Origin of the sequence: Pseudomonas sp. ICMP 8385, assembly GCF_002699915.1 — a bacterium.
In the GTDB taxonomy this organism is placed as follows: Bacteria; Pseudomonadota; Gammaproteobacteria; order Pseudomonadales; family Pseudomonadaceae; genus Aquipseudomonas; species Aquipseudomonas gessardii.
Window position 1 is genome coordinate 1 of record NZ_LKBY01000138.1, and the last position, 19,251, is coordinate 19,251.

10 protein-coding genes and 2 rRNA genes are annotated in these 19,251 nt (G+C 59.3%); 7 read left to right on the forward strand and 5 right to left on the reverse strand.

The window, feature by feature from the left end:
- Positions 1–6,170: immunoglobulin-like domain-containing protein (locus AO268_RS33365; protein ID WP_257154470.1), on the forward strand; the 6,170-nt coding region annotated here is incomplete at its 5' end.
- Between the two features lie 160 nt (positions 6,171–6,330).
- Positions 6,331–6,669, forward strand: a complete 339-nt coding sequence (locus AO268_RS27995) for a tryptophan synthase subunit beta (RefSeq protein WP_076961969.1) — start codon at positions 6,331–6,333, stop codon at positions 6,667–6,669.
- A 15-nt stretch (positions 6,670–6,684) separates the two neighbouring features.
- Here AO268_RS27995 and lapD read toward each other — a convergent pair whose 3' ends face one another.
- Positions 6,685–8,631: a cyclic di-GMP receptor LapD gene (gene lapD / locus AO268_RS28000; protein WP_099170516.1), complete on the reverse strand. Its 1,947-nt coding sequence runs from the start codon at positions 8,629–8,631 to the stop codon at positions 6,685–6,687.
- 14 nt (positions 8,632–8,645) lie between these two features.
- The gene (gene lapG / locus AO268_RS28005) at positions 8,646–9,338 is read right to left on the reverse strand and encodes a cysteine protease LapG (protein ID WP_076961967.1); all 693 of its coding nucleotides are present in this window, start codon (positions 9,336–9,338) and stop codon (positions 8,646–8,648) included.
- A gap of 276 nt (positions 9,339–9,614) precedes the next feature.
- On the opposite strand from lapG, the gene AO268_RS28010 reads away from it, so the two are divergent.
- From AO268_RS28010 to AO268_RS28030, 5 genes are all read left to right on the forward strand, one after another.
- Positions 9,615–10,325: a GntR family transcriptional regulator gene (locus AO268_RS28010; protein WP_076961966.1), complete on the forward strand. Its 711-nt coding sequence runs from the start codon at positions 9,615–9,617 to the stop codon at positions 10,323–10,325.
- Positions 10,326–10,870: 545 nt separating this feature from the next.
- A complete protein-coding gene (locus AO268_RS28015) occupies positions 10,871–11,635 on the forward strand; it encodes a DUF3050 domain-containing protein (RefSeq protein WP_076961965.1) in 765 nt (254 codons plus the stop codon).
- Positions 11,632–12,579 (forward strand): diiron oxygenase, encoded by a 948-nt coding sequence (locus AO268_RS28020; protein ID WP_099170517.1) that lies wholly within the window; start codon positions 11,632–11,634, stop codon positions 12,577–12,579. The genes AO268_RS28015 and AO268_RS28020 overlap by 4 nt, the downstream gene beginning before the upstream one ends.
- Positions 12,576–15,965, forward strand: coding sequence for an amino acid adenylation domain-containing protein (locus tag AO268_RS28025; protein WP_099170518.1), 3,390 nt, complete (start codon positions 12,576–12,578; stop codon positions 15,963–15,965). Before AO268_RS28020 ends, AO268_RS28025 begins: the two co-directional genes overlap by 4 nt.
- Positions 15,966–15,987: 22 nt before the next feature.
- Complete coding sequence (locus AO268_RS28030) at positions 15,988–16,449, forward strand: SRPBCC family protein (RefSeq protein WP_076961962.1); 462 nt, start codon at positions 15,988–15,990, stop codon at positions 16,447–16,449.
- Between the two features lie 51 nt (positions 16,450–16,500).
- Here AO268_RS28030 and AO268_RS28035 read toward each other — a convergent pair whose 3' ends face one another.
- The 3 genes from AO268_RS28035 to rrf (AO268_RS28050) form a co-directional block, all read right to left on the reverse strand.
- The gene (locus tag AO268_RS28035) at positions 16,501–18,381 is read right to left on the reverse strand and encodes a methyl-accepting chemotaxis protein (RefSeq protein WP_076961961.1); all 1,881 of its coding nucleotides are present in this window, start codon (positions 18,379–18,381) and stop codon (positions 16,501–16,503) included.
- A 263-nt stretch (positions 18,382–18,644) separates the two neighbouring features.
- Positions 18,645–18,760 (reverse strand): 5S ribosomal RNA (gene rrf, locus AO268_RS28040).
- Positions 18,761–18,945: 185 nt separating this feature from the next.
- Positions 18,946–19,061: ribosomal RNA gene (gene rrf / locus AO268_RS28050) — 5S ribosomal RNA — on the reverse strand.
- Positions 19,062–19,251 lie beyond the last annotated feature (190 nt).

Below are 19,251 nucleotides of genomic sequence, written 5' to 3' on the forward strand. Positions count from 1 at the left end.
CCTACACCGCCACCTTGAGCAACAAGGCTGACACCGACGTCACCTTGACCCTCGATAACAAACAAACCATCACCATCAAGGCCGGTGAAACTGTCGGTACCGTGACAGTTGACGCTCCAGGCGATGACGTATTCATCGACAAGAGCACCCAGACCGTCAAGATCACCGACACCGCTGGCGGTAACTTCGAGAAGCTCGTAGTCGCAGGCAATGGCGCAACCACCACCATCAACGACACCATCGACAAGGTCGATGTAGTCCTGACGGCCACTAAAACCGTGGGTGAAGGCGGCCAGATCGTCTACACCGCGACCCTGGTGGATAAAAACGGCACACCGGTGCTGAACACCACTGGTCCGTTGACGATCACCCTGGATAACAAGCAGGTCATCACCATCGGTGTGGACCAATCGAGCGGTACTGTTTCGGTTGTAGCACCGGATGATGTGTACAAAGGCGACCAGACTGTTACTACCGGCATCAAGGAAGTAACTGGCGGCGAGCACTTTGAAAACCTGGTTCCAGGTACCGATAAAGTCACCACCGTCGTGACGGATACCCCGAGCACCGATAACACCACCACCGTCACTCTGACCGCGCCAAGCGCCGTCAACGAAGGTGGCAAGATCACCTACACCGCCACCTTGAGCAACAAGGCTGACACCGACGTCACCCTGACACTCGACAACAAACAAACCATCACCATCAAGGCCGGTGAAACCATCGGTACCGTGACGGTGGATGCCCCTGGCGATGACGTATTCATCGACAAGAGCACCCAGACCGTCAAGATCACCGACACCGCTGGCGGTAACTTCGAGAAGCTCGTAGTCGCAGGCAATGGCGCAACCACCACCATCAACGACACCATCGACAAGGTCGATGTAGTCCTGACGGCCACTAAAACCGTGGGTGAAGGCGGCCAGATCGTCTACACCGCGACCCTGGTGGATAAAAACGGCACACCGGTGCTGAACACCACTGGTCCGTTGACGATCACCCTGGATAACAAGCAGGTCATCACCATCGGTGTGGACCAATCGAGCGGTACTGTTTCGGTTGTAGCACCGGATGATGTGTACAAAGGCGACCAGACTGTTACTACCGGCATCAAGGAAGTAACTGGCGGCGAGCACTTTGAAAACCTGGTTCCAGGTACCGATAAAGTCACCACCGTCGTGACGGATACCCCGAGCACCGATAACACCACCACCGTCACTCTGACCGCGCCAAGCGCCGTCAACGAAGGTGGCAAGATCACCTACACCGCCACCTTGAGCAACAAGGCTGACACCGACGTCACCCTGACACTCGACAACAAACAAACCATCACCATCAAGGCCGGTGAAACCATCGGTACCGTGACGGTGGATGCCCCTGGCGATGACGTATTCATCGACAAGAGCACCCAGACCGTCAAGATCACCGACACCGCTGGCGGTAACTTCGAGAAGCTCGTAGTCGCAGGCAATGGCGCAACAACCACCATCAACGACACTATCGACAAGGTCGATGTAGTCCTGACCGCGACCAAAACCGTGGGCGAAGGCGGCCAGATCGTCTACACCGCCACGCTTGTGGATAAAAACGGCACACCGGTGCTGAATACCACCGGCCCGTTGACTATCACCCTGGATAACAAGCAGGTCATCACCATCGGTGTGAACCAATCGAGCGGTACTGTTTCGGTTGTGGCTCCAGATGATGTGTACAAAGGTGATCAAACCGTTACTACCGGTATTAAAGAAGTTACCGGTGGTGAGCACTTCGAGAACCTGGTGCCGGGTACCGACAAGGTCACCACAACTGTCACTGACACACCGGGCACCGATAACACCACTACTGTCACCCTGACCGCGCCAAGCGCCGTCAACGAAGGCGGCAAGATCACCTACACCGCCACCTTGAGCAACAAGGCTGACACCGACGTCACCTTGACCCTCGATAACAAACAAACCATCACCATCAAGGCCGGTGAAACCGTCGGTACCGTGACAGTTGATGCTCCAGGCGATGACGTGTTCATCGACAAGAGCACCCAGACCGTCAAGATCACTGACACCGCCGGTGGCAACTTCGAGAAACTCGTAGTCGCAGGCAATGGCGCAACCACCACCATCAACGACACCATCGACGATGTGAAAGTTGTGCTGACGGCCACCACCACCAGCGTCGCCGAAGGCGGCCAGATCGTCTACACCGCCAGCCTGGTGGACAAGAACGGAGCGGCCGTGACCAACGTCGGCTCCGACCTGGTGGTCAAGCTGGACAACGGCTTGAGCATTACCATCGGCAATGGCAAGACCAGCAGTACTGCCAACTTCACCGCGCCGAATGACTTCTACGTGGGCGCCAAGGATATTTCCGCCAAGATCACCAATGTGGTCAGCGGTGGCGACAAGTATGAAAACCTGATCGTGGTCGGCACGCCAGTGGTCACCAAGGTGACGGACGTGACGAACAACACCGTGATCAGTATCGCGGGCGATGCCTCGGTGACCGAAGGCCAGACCGCTCACTACACGTTGAACCTGACCCAACCGGCGGACACTGAAGTCACGGTGACCCTCTCGTATAAAGGCGTGGCCCAGGACGGTTCCGACTTCACCGGTGTGTACACCGTGAAGATTCCGGCCGGCCAAAGCAGCGCGACGTTCGATATCAAGACCCTCGACGACAAGCTGACCGAGCCTACGGAGAAGTTCGAGATCAGCATCTCGGGCACTTCCGGCGGCAACTTCGAGAACCTGGTGGTCAGCCCTACCAACGGTAAAGTCGAAACGTCGATTATCGATAACGATGCACCACCGGCCATCGACCTGGATGCCAACAACTCCAGCGGCGCCACCGGGAACGACTTCAAGACCACGTTCACCGAAGGCGGCACTGGCGTGTCGATTGCTGACACGGATATCAAGATCACCGACCCGGACAGCACCCAACTGACTGGCGCCACGGTGGTGCTGACCAATACTCAGCCGAACGACTCGCTGAGCTATAGCAACGTCCCCGGCATCAACGTGACCTCGGCCACGGACCCTGCCACCGGCAAGATCACCCTGACCCTCACCGGTACGGCGTCGCTGGCTGACTACATGCAGCAGATCAAGAACATCACGTTCAACAACAGCAGCGACGACCCGAGCACCACGCCACGGACCATTACCGTGACCGTGACCGACGGCGGTAACTACTCGAACGTGGCAACCACCACGGTCAACGTGGTGGCAGTCAACGACGCACCGGTTGCCACTGGCAGTGCCATCACCGGCACCGAAGACACGTCGCTGAAGCTGACCTGGGCCAATTTCGGGGTCAGCGATGTGGATTCTCCGCAGGCCAGCCTCGGGGTGAAAATCACCGAACTGCCAGTGGCCGGCAAGCTGCAGTACCTGGCAGCAGACGGCACCACCTGGACCAACGTGACCGCCGGCCAGACCTTCACCAAGGCGCAGATCGACGGCGGCCAACTGCGTTTCACGCCAAATGCCAACGAATCCGGGGCCGACGGCTACGGCGGCACAGGCGTGGGCAACAAGCAGGCGGACTACGCACAGTTCAAGTTCCAGCCCACCGATGGCAAGGATCTGGGCACCAGCACTACCGTGAAAGTCGATATCACTCCGGTTGCGGATGCGCCAACCTTGAGCGTTGCCGACAACAACATCGCCTCGGTCGGCCTGACCAAGCAGAGCTGGAACAGCATTGCCAACCTGGGTACCAACGGCAATGGCGCCTCGCCGACCGTGCTGAAAAATGCGATCGACAAAGCGGGCACGCCAAACAGCACGACGATTGCCACCGACGTTGCATCGACTGCTGACGTACCGGGCGGCGCGGGGTCGAAGACCTCCGGCCTGATCTACCTGGAAGCCGGCAAGACCTATACCTTCAGCGGCTATGGCGATGACAGCATCCTGATCAACGTCGGTGGCAAAGACGTGGCCAGCGGCACCTGGGGCTCGAACTCCGGCCAGTTCAGCGGCACTTACACGCCGACCAGCAATGGCTACTACAGCATTGATATCTACCATGCCAACCAGGCGGGTGCCGGTAGCTATGACGTCAACCTGTCGGTCAACGGTGGTGCGACCACGAACCTGAGCAACACCAATATCCCGATCTACACCGGGGTCAATGACCTGATCAACGCCGGGGCCCAGGTGTCTGACCTGCACGGCACCAATGGCCAGGGCTACTACGACGCGTACAAGCTCAATGAAGGGCTGGAAAACGGCACCGTCAAGCTGAGCAAAGTCACCACCGGCCTGACCGATACCGACGGTTCGGAAACCCTGAGCGTGAAGATCGGCAGCATCCCGGTGGGCGCAGTGCTCAGCGACGGTGCCGGGCATACCTTCACGGCCACCAATGGCCAGACCGAAGTGGACGTCACCGGCTGGAACCTCAACAACCTGAGCCTCAAGCCACTGCCTTACACCAGCGGCCAGTACAACCTGACCGTGACCTCGACCTCCACCGAAAGCCTCGGCGGCTCGGCCCAAACCGTTGCCCAATTGCCGGTCAAGGTATACCCGGCCACCTATAGCGGGACCACGGCGACCTCCGGCGATGACAATGTTGCCGGTACCAGTGGCAACGATATCATCGTGGCGGACGTTTCTGGCCTGAACGTAGTCCAGGGCAAGAACTACAACATCGCGTTCATGATCGATACGTCGGGCAGTATGGGTTCAGACTCGGTAGCGGCGGCGAAAGCCTCGTTGACTACCGTGTTCAACTCGCTGAAAGACAGCATTGGCTCCAGCACATCTGGCACCGTGAATATCTTCCTGGCGGACTTCAGTGACCAGGTCAATCGCACGGTTACAGTCAACCTGAAAGACCCGGGTGCACTGGATGCGCTGCAGAAAGTCCTGGATAAGATGGTGTCGACCGGCGGCACCAACTACGAAGACGTGTTCAAGGCGGCATCCAACTTCTTCAAAAGTGGCCTGGCGACTGGCAACACTGGCGCAATCAACACCACATACTTCATCACTGATGGTGAACCGACGTTCTATCAGCGTGCTGAGCAGACCAACCCGACCTTGTACGGCAACGTCAAGCTTGATGACGTCGTTAACATGAACAACTACACCTTAGGTACCGCCACCCGGATCAATATCGAGTCGAATATCTCCCTTGAGATCAACTCTGTCGGTAAGGTGACCCTCTGGTACTACGGCACAGCGTACGACCGGGGGACCATCCACGCACAAGGGGATGGCACCTATGAGACATCCGTTCGTGACGGTTATGGCAACTACACCGATACAGCCACCACTACCAACTCCCAGAACGCGTTCGCGCTGCTCAAAGGCCTGTCCACAGGTGGCGTAGAAGCCATCGGCCTTAAAAGCGGGGTCGGCCTGGAGCAGTTGGCACCGTACGACAGCGACAACAAGCCACAAGCCAACATCGATCCCAAGGACCTGGCCAACGCCATCCTCGGGAGCAGCGAGGCCACCCTGCCGGGTGCCGACCGTGTCGATGGGGGTGACGGCAACGACATCCTGTTCGGCGACCTGGTGAGCTTCCCGGGCGTTACCGGCGAGGGCTACAACGCTATCCAGTCCTACGTGGCCGGGAAAAACGGCGTGGCCGTGTCGGCAGTCACCGGCCAGGATGTGCACAAGTACATCACCGAGCATTACAACGAGTTCAACACTTCGGGTGCCAAGGACGGTAATGACACCCTGCTGGGTGGCTCGGGTGATGACATCCTGTTCGGCCAGGGCGGCAACGACTACCTGGACGGTGGCAAGGGCAACGACATCCTGTTGGGCGGGACCGGCAACGACACGCTGATCGGCGGCCAGGGCAATGACATCCTGATCGGCGGCACGGGTGCCGATACCTTCATCTGGAGATCCGGTGACGTCGGCAACGATGTGATCAAGGACTTCAAGGCCTCGGAAGGCGACCGGATCGACCTGCGCGACCTGCTCAAAGGCGAAACCGACAGCACCATCGACAACTTCCTGAAGTTGACCACGGTGGATAACGTGACCACGCTGCAGATCAGCTCCGAAGGCAAGCTCAACGCCGCCGGCGGCCTGGCCAACGCGGATGTGACGATCAAGCTCGAAGGCAACAACTGGTCCGGCCAGACGATCAATTCGTTGATCAGTGGTGCTGACCCGACCATCAAGGTCGATCACACCTAATGCACCCATGACCCGGCCGCCTCTTGAGGCGGCCGATTCATTTGCGGCCACCGTTCACTGGCATGGGGCAACGATTGCACGGCATACTCATGCCCAATCGCACGCCGTTGGCCTATGCTGCTGACAGGCTGTCGTCAGTTCTGCTCATGAGGGATGTTCAATGTTCTACGTGCAACGTGATGCACAGGGTGAGCTGATTCGCGCCGAAGCGGTCGCCTTCGCCGAATCGACGGGCACCCTGCCAGCGGATCACCATGAGATCCAGGCCTGGTTCGCCAATGAAGAAGCCGAGCTGAGCCTCAAGCAGCTCAAGCACAGTGACGCGGAGATGATCCGGGTGCTGGAAGACTTGATTCAGGTGCTGATCCAGAAAGGCGTGATCAACCTGACGGACTTGCCGGTCGCCGCGCAAGCCAAGCTCAAGGACCGTAGCAACGCCCGGGAATCACTGGGTGGCCTGAGCCACCTGATCAATGATGATGAGACCGGCCTGATCTGAGGCCGGCCTGCGGCCTCAACGCCAGGGCGCCGGTTCGCCAAACAGCTGGCCCTGCACACCGAAGATCCCCATCTCACGAATCACCTGCAACTCACCCTCGGTTTCGACCCGCTCGGCAATCAGCGGCAAGTCGATGCTGTGGGCTGCGCGCTGGATGGCTTCGATAAACAGGCGCTTGTCGCATTCCTGGTCGATATCGCGGATATAGCTGCCATCGATCTTCAGGTAGGCCAGGCCCAGACGCGCCAGGTTGCCGATCATGCTGAAGCGCCCGCCAAAGCGTTGCAGGCTGAGGGAGAAGTGCAGCTCCCGCAGGCGCCGGGTCAACTGCTCCAGCACGGCCTGCTCGGGCAATTGCTCTTCACCGATTTCCAGGGTCAGGCGCGGGCCCAGGTTGGCATGTTGGCGTAGCAGCTCGAACACGCGATTCAGGGCTTGCGGGTCGGCCAGCGTGGCCGCAGACAGGTTCAGGGCCAGCGAATGCTTGTGGCTGGCCATCTGTTGCAGCACCAGCTCCAGCATCAACCGGTCCAGGCGTGCCGTCCAGCCGAACCGCTCAAGCCAGGGCAGGAAACGTCCGGCCGGGATCGTATGGCCCTGGTCGTCAACCAAGCGCGAGAGCACTTTGTAATGCAGGATCCGTTGCGGATCCTGGCTGGCCACCACCGGCTGGAAGTACAGCTCGAAACGCTGTTGGGTCAGTGCCTGGTCCAACAGGGAGTGCCAGGCGTGGTGATCGTCGCCGACACTGGCCGCGGCACTGTGATCCAGGCAGACCCAGCTGACATCGCCCAGGGTTTCGGCCTGGGCCAGCGCCTGGTCGGCCAGGGTCAGCAGGGCTTGCGGCGAATCACCGTGGCTGAAGGGCGCCAGGCCGATACAGGCGACCGGCGACACGTCACTGGCGCCAGTGGCTTGCAGGCTTTGCAGGGTGCTTTCCAGGTTCTGTGCCAGCTGCAACGCCTCTTCCCGCATCAGCCCCGGCGCCAGCACGGCAAACTCGCCACCGCGGATACGGGTGACCAGGTTGTGGGTTTCCGGGTACGGCTCACACTGGCGCAGCAGTTGCTCGCCAACCGCCTGTAGCAACTGGTCGGTACGCTGGCCGCCGAGGCGCTGGTTGAGGCCCGCCAGGTCCTTGACCCGCAGCACCAGCAAGTAGCCTGAACTGGTCTCTTCGGGATTGCTGACCCGCGCATTGAGTTGCATCTCGAAGTAACGACGGTTGGCCAGGCCGGTGAGGTTGTCCTGATAGGACTCCACCCGCAGCTTTTCGCTGCGCTCGGCCTGTTCCTGGAACAGTGCCTTGAGCTTTTCCACCATCTGGTTCATCGCCTGCACCACGCGGCGCAGTTCCGGGGTGCGCGGCAGATCCGGCAGGCTCAGGAACTCGCGGCGGGCAATGGCGTGGGACTGCTTGACCATGTAGTCCAAAGGCTTGAGTTGCCGGCGCAGCAACAGCGCGCCCAGCACCGCACTCACCGCGCCGCACAACAGCAGCCAGCCCAGGCTGCCCAGGGCGCTCTGCCACAGCTTGGCCAGGGCGAACATCGGATGGCTGACCACCTCGACCCGCGCCGCCTGTTCCCAGCCACGGCTGACCAGGGCATCGCCACCGGCCGGCTCCAGGCCGATCAGCTTGACGAACCAGTCGGGCACGCCATTGTGGTCGGGGATACCGCTGCGCTCGACGATGACCTGGTCATTGGTCACATCGACCACGCGGATGCTTGCGTAGTAACCGCTGTCGAAGATCGAGCTGACCAGCAGCTCGACCATCGCCGGGTCGTCGATATTGGGTGTCAGGGACAGCGCCAGGGCGGTCGCCGCGTCCTGCGCATGGGAGCGCAGTTGGTTCACGTATTGGGCGCGCGAGCTTTCCAGGCTGACCATGAAGCTGCCGCTGAAGGCGACCACCAGGAACAGACAGATAGCGATCAACAGCTGTTTGAACAGTGACATCTGAACAGTTACTCCTAGTTGGCCGACTCGGCAGGGAAGCCTTCCGCACGCATTTTTTTCAACACATCCTGCCAGCGCGACAGGCGCTTGGTGTCGCCCACCTTTTTGTTGCCCTTGGCGCCGGGCAGGTACAAGCCTGCGGCGTTGAAGGAATAGACCGGCAGCAAGTCGGTCCGTTGGCTGGCAGGCTGGATTTCATCGATCAGGCTGTCGAGTACCAGCGGCATGGCCTCTGGTGTCGAATAATAGGTCAAGACCATATGGGCGCGATTCTGCCGCAATGCCTTGACGTAGGTAATGCGCAATTTGTCGCTGGAGACGCCCAGGTGACGCAGGCTGAAATACTTGGCGATGGCGTAGTCTTCACAATCCCCGGCGCCTTTCCACAAGGCTTCGATGGGGGTTTCCCAATAATCGACCTGGTTCCACAAGTCGATATCCTCGACATAGCGCACCCGCTTGTTGAAGAACAGGTTGACCACCTTGAGTTGCTCTAGCTCGCTGCCTTGCTTTTGCGTCGCCAGCAGTTGCTGCCAGTCGTCAATACGCTGCTGGCCTGCGCCCAGCGGCCCATAGAGCGTGGTGGCGCGCCGGCTGATCTGGGAGAAATCCCAATCGGCATGCAGCCCGCCAGGCAGTAAGCCAGCCAGCAGCAGTGCTGAAAACAGCCAGCACAGGATCCGCGAGGGAGCAAAACGTACCGCCAATGGCTTCAGTCCGTGGAAAGTGACGGAGAATCAAGCGATGGTGAAGGGTCGGCCAGCAAAAAACAATGGCACAGTGCAATCACCCAGTGCCCATTCAGCTAAAGCAATTGCGCCCTGTAAGGCGCCAGCAAGCCATAATGTGCGAAGAAAAACCGCGCTGTTGAGTTGCTTACAAAGGGAAACCTTGCTTGTTTGACAAGCCTGCATGCAATCTCTAGTGTTCTTTGGATCCAATTAGCCAAACCCACTCCAACAAGAAAGGAGGATAGCGTAGTCGTGACGCACAAGCCGAACCCTTTGAGCAGCATCAAGATCAGTGGGCCCATTCCCGCTCACCTCGCTCGCTCCGTTATTGAAGAAACATTGCGCAACGCCATACTGGATGGCCGCCTACCGTGCGGTACCGCCATGCGCCAGCAAGAGCTGGCCAGCCTGTTTGGCGTCAGCCGGATGCCGGTGCGCGAAGCCCTGCGCCAACTGGAGGCGCAGTCGCTGCTGCATGTTGTCACCCATAAAGGCGCCGTGGTTGCCCCGCTGATTGAAGATAACTCGGCAGAGACCTACGCCCTGCGTATTCTCCTGGAGTCGGAGGCGCTGCGCTTATCGATCCCGTTGCTGGGCCCGAGCGATATCGAGCAGGCGGGCGCCTTGATCGACACCCTGGAGCGCGAAATCGACTACACCGAAATCGGCCGGCTCAACCGCCTGTTCCATATGGCGCTGTATGGCAAGGCACCCAACCAGCGGCTGCTGAACCTGGTGGAGCACGGGCTGAACGAGGAAGAACGGTTCCTGCGTTTCAACCTTGAGGCCATGGGGCTGGGCGAAACCTCCCAGGAAGACCATCGCGAACTGCTGAACCTGGTCGCACAGAAAAAGGTCGAGGAGAGTGTGCTGACACTGCGCAATCACCTCATGCGAGGGATGGAAGTGATCACTCATTACCTCAACAGCCTTGAACAGGATAACGACAAAGGGCCGCGTTGATTTCTTCCGGCTTTGGCCGCCAAGCGCGCGGCCTGGAGGACCAAGCGCCACCCACGTCCAAAGCCCGCCCATGTCTGCCGTCCCCTTCCTGGACGGTTGCGCCAACAGACTCGACATTGACCGGCAGAAAACGTCCAGCGTTGCAAACGCAATAACGGATCAAACCCTGCCCGTTAAGTCCACCCACTTAAAACTCGCAAACAACAAGGAAAGTTCCTACTTAGAACAGTAAGTTCAATTACAGCACTCCCCTTCCTGTAAAAAAACCTTATAAAACTTAGAAGCTATTTGAACACTTAACCAAGTGATTATTCTTTAATTGGTCTTGGCACTTCAGTCGAAAACGCAGGCACAGGCTTGGGCGCAGCTGTGGACGACGCTCTTTCCAATAAGACCTGGGTGCTTTGTCACTATTTGTTGCTTGCCGGGTAACCAAGCCAACCGAGAAAGCCCCGCGCCAAGGCAACAAAGCACTCACCAGAAACACACACTTGGCTTCACACACTTTTCATTTGAGTCGACATCACGACTTATGGGCATTGACCATGTTTCAACTCCAAGAACTACTTAGACATAAAAAACTACAACTACATGAACATCCGATTTTCCTGGAAATCAACTCTTTCCCTCAACTGCAACACTTTATGCAAAACCATGTGTTTGCCGTCTGGGACTTCATGACACTGACCAAACGCCTGCAACAGGACCTGACCTGTGTGCGCCTGCCCTGGCTGCCACCGACAGACCCGCAGGCCGCCCGGCTGATCAACGAAATTGTCCTGGACGAAGAATCAGACCAGCGCCTGGGCGACGGGCACGGCAGTCACTTTGAACTGTACCTGGAGGCCATGCGCGAGGTGGGAGCCTGCACCGCCCCCATCGAACGCTTCATCGCGTTGCAGCGAGAGGGTGCAAGCGTCGACAGCGCCTTGGCACAGATCCCGGTTGATCCTGCGGTAGAGCGCTTTGTCCGGCATACCCTGGACGTTGCCCTGAACGCGCCCACCCATTGTGTGGCCGCGACCTTCCTGCATGGCCGCGAAAGTGTCATCCCGGCGATGTTCAAACGCATCCTTGAGGGCTGCAATGTCGCCCACCGGCAAGCCCCCAGCTTGTGTTACTACCTCCAGCGGCACATCGAGCTGGACGCCGAAGGCCATGAGCCGGCCGCAGAGCGCTTGCTCCGGCGGTTGGCGGGTGCCAGCCCGCTGCACGGGGAACAAGCCTGGAAAGCCGCTCTCAGCGCCGTGGAGAGCCGCATTGCCTTGTGGGACGGCCTGCGCGCAGGACGCCAGGAGGTAGGCCTGTGAACGCTACCGACTACCGCTCGTTCGCGACCGACTGGGAGCATCAGGCGACCATCCGCACTCGCCCGCGACGCCTGCTGGAAGATGACGACAAGTTGATCTACCCCCTGTGTCGCCAACCGTTGGTACTCAGTGCGGGGTTTCTCCAGCATTGCCCGCAGTGGCGTGATTTTGTCCTGGTGCAGACGTTCTACAAATTCATCAATGACGTGGTGATCTTTGAAACCGAGATCGTCGATAAAACCGCACGGAGCATCGCCAAGAACCGTTTTTCAATCCCCTTCCCTGCGGCCTGCCGCTACGACGCCATGACCGTGGTGGTCGATGAGGACTACCACGCCCTCGTCGCCCTGGACTTCATGCAGCAAACACAGGAGAAGACCGGGATCGCGCCGCTACAACTGCCCGCGGCCATCGAGTTGAGCCGCGCCATACCCACCGCCCTGGCGCAGGCGCCGACACATCTACAGGATGCCGTAGAGCTGATTTGCGTGGCGATTGCCGAGAACACGGTCACCCATGACGTGGCGGCGTTTGCCAAGGACGACAGCGTCAAGCAGTCGGTCAGGGGGTTGATGGCTGACCATCTGGCTGACGAGGGCCGCCACGCCAACTTCTGGACCGCCCTGGTACGGCTCTACTGGCAAACAGCAAGTGAAGAAGACCACCGCTGTATCGCCCGGGTCCTGCCGGTCTTCCTGCAACACTATTTGACCAATGACCTGCAAAAAGACTTCGACCTGCGGTTGATCGAACATCTGGATATCAGCCCCAGCGCCCGCGAAGCCTTGCGGGTCGAGGTCAACGCCCTGGCCTTCCCCATCACCCGCCAGCACCCGCTGATCAGCAACATCATGGCGTTCCTGCGCCGCAGCGGGCTGCTGCAAACACCTTGTGTCGCCCAGGCGCTGAGCGCTTATCTGCCCGCCTCCGGGAGCCAGTCATGAGATGCCTTGGGATTAAGCTGGTCGGTACCAGTGCGGCCTTGCATGAGCTGCGCCAGGCCCTCAAGCCTTATGGTCATGACCTCGCCGCGCAGGCAGCGGCCATTGACCTGCTGATTGAAGACGGCAGCCAGAGCGGCGCACAGGATCTGGCCGGCATGGCCGTGATGAGCCTGCGCCTGTCCATCGGCCCCTTGAGTGAGTATGGCCTGCCAGCCCTGCAAATACGCTGCTATGACCGCGTACGGCAATTGCTGGCCGTGCTGGACGTGCCACCGCCCTCCAGTGGCAACGGTCAACAGCTGCGGCGCCAGGCCGTGGCACGCCTGGTCGAGTGGGTCACGCTGCAGGTCAGCGGCTTCTCGCGCAACCCTGGACACTTCACACAGCGCACAAGCGCGTCCCCCCGCCCAGAACAAAGCTTGCAAGGCCTGGAGGGACTGGCCTACCTGCATCGCCTTAACCGGACCGACGAGCCAGCCCTGCTGCAAAAAGCCCGGACGCCGTTGATCAAACAGTTGGAGCATAGCCTGCGGGTCTACGCCGACAGACCGGCCCTGGAGATCGCCGGCCTCACCCTGAGCTATCGACAATTGCTGCGGCACAGCCTGGCTGTTCAGCAGGTGCTACAGCCGTTGCTCGGGCCTGGGCAGGCGCCGGTGGTCGGTATCTGCCTGGGCAAGTCTGTCGGGCTGTATGCGAGCATCCTCGCAACCCTGGGCTGCGGCGCCGTGTACCTGCCGCTGGAACCGGGCCACCCGCTGCCGCGCCAACGGGCCATGCTGGAGAATGCCGGGGCCATGGTGTTGCTCGATGACGGCCAGCACCCATTGCGCGGGCATTTCCTGGCGGTGGATGTCAGCCGCTTAGACAGCCAGCACCTGGATGACTGCTCGCCCTTGGCGCTCACCTCGCCCTCGGCTGATAGCGCCAGCATGGTGCTTTACACCTCGGGCACCACCGGCCAGCCCAAGGGCGTGTTGCTCAGCCAGCATAACCTGGCTCATTTCTCTGCGTGGTACAGCCAGTATGTCGAACTCAGTGAATGCAGCCGCGTGCTGCAGTTTTCGTCCTTGAGTTTTGACTCTTCGCTGCTCGACCTCTTCCCGGCCCTGATCCAGGGCGCAACCCTGATTGTGCCTAGTGAAGAACAGCGCCGCGACCCTCGCCAGTTGGTTGAGTTGATCCAGCAACGGCGCGTCAGCCACGCCTTTCTGCCGCCCGCGCTATTGAGCCTGTTGCCGCTGGACCGACCGCTGGGCCTGGAGCACCTGCTGACCGGCGGTGACACCTGCGAGCCCCATGTCATCGAGCAAATGGCCGGGCAATGCGCCTTGCACAACCTGTATGGCCCCACGGAGGCCACGGTGCTGGTCAGCAGCCATCGGATGCGGGCCGGCGACAGCAATCTCAACCTCGGGACTCCCATCGCCAACAGCCAGGTGCTGATCCTCGACGAGCAGCGCCAGCCGGTCGAGGATCAGGTTGTGGGCGAACTGTATATCGTCGGCCCCGGCGTGAGCCTGGGTTACGTGAACCAGCCCCGGCAGACTGCCGAAAGCTTTGTGCCGCTGGTACTGCCCGATGGCCAGACCTTGCGCGCCTATCGCACAGGTGACATGGCCAAATGGACTGAACAGGGCATCGAACTGGCTGGACGTCGGGACCAGCAGGTGAAGATCCGAGGGTTCCGGGTCGAGCCCCAGGAAATTGAGCAGTGCTTGCGCACCAGCCAGCTGTTTCGCCAGGTTGCGGTGGTGATTGACCGTGATCGAAGAGTCCTGGTGTTCGTGGCAAACGCCGATCCCGGCTATTCGGGCACAGCCCTGGCAGCGCTCAAGCAACATGCCAGGCAAATGCTGCCGGACTATATGCAGCCGACTGTGTGCCAGGAATTACCCAGCCTGCCGTACGGCAGCAACGGCAAGGTTGACCGCCAGGCGCTGCTGGCGCTGGCGGTGCACGCCGCCTCGGATAACCCTCGGCGCCGGCCCCAAACGCCAGTGGAGACGCAGTTGCTTGAGCTGTGGAGTGAGCTGCTGGGGTTACCGGTCAACGAGATGTCGACTGACGACAGTTTTTTCCATCTCGGCGGTCACTCTATTCTGCTTTCAACCATGCTCCTGCGGATTCGCGAGTTGTATGGGCGCAGCCTGCCCCTCAACCGGTTTATCGAAGCGCCGACGGTGCAGACCCTCGCCGCACTGATGGGCGACAGCGCGCCGGGGGAGGCGCCCAGCGGGCGGGCGATGAGCGATGCGCTACGCACGCTGGACATGGCCCTGTTGCCAGGGGAGCTTGCCGGTGATCGCCACAAGGCTATCGTGACCGGCGCCAACAGCTTTTTGGGGATACATATCGTCGAAGCCTTGCTGGTGGCCGGGGCGACAGAAGTCGCCTGCCTGGTTCGCGAAAACCCAGGGCAATCGGCGGCCACGCGGTTTGCCGAAGCCTTGTGTGAATACCGCCTGGAACACCTGGACCTGAGCCGGGTACGCGTGTACGCCGCCGACCTGCGCCAGCCTCGCCTGGGGCTGGAGGCGCAGGTCTATGAGCACCTCGCCCGCCAGTACGGGGTGCTGGTACACAGTGCGGCCCACGTCAATCACGTCATGGACTATGCATCGCTAGCCAAGGACAACGTGGAGCCGGTGCTTGAATGCCTGCGCCTGTGCGAAACCCACTGCAAGAAGGTGCTCAATTTCGTCTCTACCCTTTCCGCGTCAAGCAGCGTCGGGGTCGACGGGCAGGTGCTTGAAGCGCCTGCGGCAAGCACACCACCGCTCTACATCAAGAACGGCTACAACCTGTCCAAATGGGTGGCTGAGCGTCTCTTGGGGCGTGCCGCCGGACAAGGTGCCTGGATCAATATCTACCGGCCCGGGAACATCAGCTTCAATAGCCGCAACGGCGTCTGCCAACCGCACAAAAACCGCCTGATGCTGATGCTCAAGGGATCGCTGCAATTGGGCCGGGTGCCGCGCCTGGAACTGAACTTCGACCTGATGCCGGTGGATTTCCTCGCGCGTTTCATTGCCTTTCACAGTGGCAACTGCGTTGCCGAGCGGAGTGTCTTCAACCTGCACAATCCGCAGCCCCTGAAGTGGGAAACCTACGTGGAGTCATTTCGCCAGGCAGGTCATGCATTCGAGTTGGTAAGCGTTGCGGACTGGCAACACCACCTGCGCGAAGTGGATCGCGAGAATGCCCTTTTTGGTGTGCTCGGGTTCTACCTCAATGGGCTGGGAGAGGACATTGGCGATATCTCAATGATTCGCCACGAAAACGCACGCCATGGCGTTGAGCAGATGGGTGTGCAGTATCCCGAAAAAGAGCCCGCGTTGTTACGCAGAGGGTGCCAGTACCTCAATGCCATCGGCTTTCTGTGACCTTCGCCATCAGGAAATACTTATGAGACAGCTGCAACCCGATACGTTGATCAAAAACCCCCTGGGCAGGCCTCTGGTGTCATCTGTGGTGATTGCCTGCAGCGCCATCGAACTGTGGAGGGTCGTGGGCCGCTTCGAGGGCTTTGACGTGTTCATTCCTGCCCTGGCACGTATCACGATGACCGGCAGCGGCGTGGGAGCGCTGCGCAAGAAATGGTTCCACGATGGCAATATCGCCGTGGAACAGCTCAACAGCCACGATGCGCAGGCGATGCACATGACCTGGACGACGATCTATAACACCTTGGGTGTGGCCCGACTGTGGGCGGCGATGAGCGTTGAGTCGCTCGGGGAGCACCAGGCGCGCGCCACCTGGACCATCATCGCCGAGCCTCTTGAGGCCAGCGATAAAGAGGGGTTTGAACAGTTCATCCAGGATTTCGCCGACCGTGCACTGGGAAACGTGCGCCGATTGCTGGGCTGAAAAAAATGGCGCAGTGCCTGGCTGCACTACGCCACCTTTACCGCCGGGTGATCAGATCTTGAAACTGTCGACCAGTTGCTTCAGGCGATTGGCTTGTTGTGACAGTGCGTCACAGTCTTTCAAGGTCTCGTTGAGGTTGGCCACACCTTGCTGGTTCAGCAGGTTGATCTGGTTGATATCAACATTGAGCGTCTCCACCACGGCAGTCTGTTCCTCAGTGGCAGCTGCTACCGATTGGTTCATGCCGTCGATCTCGACGATGCGCTGGGTCACGCTGACCAGGCGCTCGCCGGCCTGGTTGGCGACCTCGACGCTTTCCTCGCTGGACACCTGGCTGGCGTTCATCGTGGTGACCGCTTCGCGTGAGCCGATCTGCAACGAGGTGATCATCTTGTGGATCTCCTCCGCCGACTCCTGGGTGCGGTGAGCCAGGTTGCGCACTTCGTCGGCCACCACGGCAAAACCACGGCCGGCTTCACCGGCACGGGCGGCTTCAATCGCGGCGTTGAGGGCCAGCAGGTTGGTTTGCTGGGAGATGCCCTTGATCACATCGAGAATGTGGCCAATGTTGTCGGTACTGGCATTCAAGGTTTCGATCTGCGTGCAGGACAGGCTGATCTTCTGCGACAACTCGGACATCGCCAGGATGGTTTTCTCCACGACCTGGCGGCCATCATCGGCCTGCTCACTGGCGCCACTGGCGTGTTGCGAGGCGTCAGCGGCATTACGGGCGATTTCCTGGGTGGCGGCACCCAACTCGTTAATGGCCGCGGCCACGCTGTTGGTACGGGCGCTCTGCTCGTCCGAGCCGATAATCGAGGCGTTGGACGATGCCATCACGCGCTGGGAAAGGTCGTGCACATGCCTCGTCGCCGAAGACACTTCACTGATAGAGGCATGGATACGTTCGACAAACTGGTTGAACGCACCACCCAGCTCGCCAAATTCATCTTTGCTTTCCACAACCAGGCGGCGGGTCAGATCGCCTTCGCCCTGGGCAATGTCCTGCATCGCACGGCCCATGGTGGTCAGCGGACGCATCAGCACCTGAATCAACAGGCTCAGCAGCACGGCAATCGCTGTAACGGCAATGAACATCGCGATCAAAGCGGAGGTGCGGAATTTACTCAGGGGGGCGTAGGCTTTGTCTTTGTCGATTGACAAGCCTATGTACCAATCTGCGCCAGGCAAGTCGCTGATCGGGGTAAAGGACAGAATGCGCTCCTGGCCATTGAGAACGACATCCTGGTTGAGCTTCTCAATACGGACGCTGCTGCCTGGATAGATGTCCTTGAGGTTTTTCATCACCTGGTCCTGATCAGGACTGACGATCACCTGGCCGTCGCCACTGACCAGAAATGCATGGCCAATGCCACCGAAGTCTACCGAGTTGATGATCTTCACCAGGGTTTGCAGGCTCAAGTCGCCACCCACTACACCCAGCAGTTCACCATTGTTCTTGACCGGCATCGCGATGGTGACGATCAAGCCACCGACGGCGGCCATATAAGGCGGCGTCAGCATGGGTTTATCGGCAGCGACCGCCTGCTTGTACCAGGGGCGCTGACGCGGATCGTAGCCATCAGGCATTTTCGCGTCTGGGCGCTGGGTGAAGACGCCGTTGGTGGAACCGACGTATGTGAACTGGAAGTTCGAGGTGAATGCCGGTTGATCAACCAGGCCGGGCAGGTCGGCATTGCTGCCTTGGTGAGCAACGTTCTGCGCAAGGTTTTCCAGGACCAGCACCCGGCCACTGAGCCAGTTCTGCACGCTGCTGGCAGTCAGGTCACCCGACTGCTGGATGGATGACTGCAGGTTTTGCCTGATGGTATTGCGCTGCAGGTAGTCGTTGTACAACGTGAAGAGCGCGAAGGCCAAAACCACGACGCCTGACGCGGCCAACAGAATTTTATGACTGAACTTGAGATTCATTTCATCGACTTCTTTTTGCCAAAAGGGGGTGAGCGTGCCGAATGCAACATTCCATGTACGGGATAGGCGGACTCTACGACCGCTCTATTTCGGTGCACGCATGGCTCGTCAGGCTTTCGGCCAAGGTTGGATAAATCTTAGGAATTTGTGGGATACATCTTCTTTTTATGTAGGAAACCGACAGGCGGTCAGGAGAGGCCGTTTAGGATCCCAAAACGACAAAACCCCCGCTTGCGTTAGCAAACGGGGGTTTCGGAATTTGATCTTGACGATGACCTACTCTCACATGGGGAAACCCCACACTACCATCGGCGATGCATCGTTTCACTGCTGAGTTCGGGATGGGATCAGGTGGTTCCAATGCTCTATGGTCGTCAAGAAATTCTGTGTACCAGAGCGTTGCGTGAGCAACGGTCCGGTGAAATTCATGGACTTCTACATAAACAAAACCCCTGTCTGCGTTAGCAAACAGGGGTTCTGGAATTTAATCTTGACGATGACCTACTCTCACATGGGGAAACCCCACACTACCATCGGCGATGCATCGTTTCACTAGGAATTTAATCTTGACGATGACCTACTCTCACATGGGGAAACCCCACACTACCATCGGCGATGCATCGTTTCACTACTGAGTTCGGGATGGGATCAGGTGGTTCCAATGCTCTATGGTCGTCAAGAAATTCGGGTACTGAGTCGCGGCAAATGCCTCGCTTCAGCAAATTGGGTATGTGACAGCTTTCGGTGTTTTGTGAGTATCGAACTTTCGGTTCATTTCGTCTTCACACACCGCAATCTGATGCTCTTTCGAGTAGTCAAATTGCTTGGGTGTTATATGGTCAAGCCTCACGGGCAATTAGTATTGGTTAG

Coding starts and splice junctions, on each gene's coding strand:
- AO268_RS27995 (WP_076961969.1), top strand. CDS start 6,331: ATGTTCTACGTGCAACGTGATGCACAGGGTGAGCTGATTCGCGCCGAA.
- lapD (WP_099170516.1), bottom strand. CDS start 8,631: ATGTCACTGTTCAAACAGCTGTTGATCGCTATCTGTCTGTTCCTGGTG.
- AO268_RS28015 (WP_076961965.1), top strand. CDS start 10,871: ATGTTTCAACTCCAAGAACTACTTAGACATAAAAAACTACAACTACAT.
- AO268_RS28025 (WP_099170518.1), top strand. CDS start 12,576: ATGAGATGCCTTGGGATTAAGCTGGTCGGTACCAGTGCGGCCTTGCAT.
- AO268_RS28030 (WP_076961962.1), top strand. CDS start 15,988: ATGAGACAGCTGCAACCCGATACGTTGATCAAAAACCCCCTGGGCAGG.
- AO268_RS28035 (WP_076961961.1), bottom strand. CDS start 18,381: ATGAATCTCAAGTTCAGTCATAAAATTCTGTTGGCCGCGTCAGGCGTC.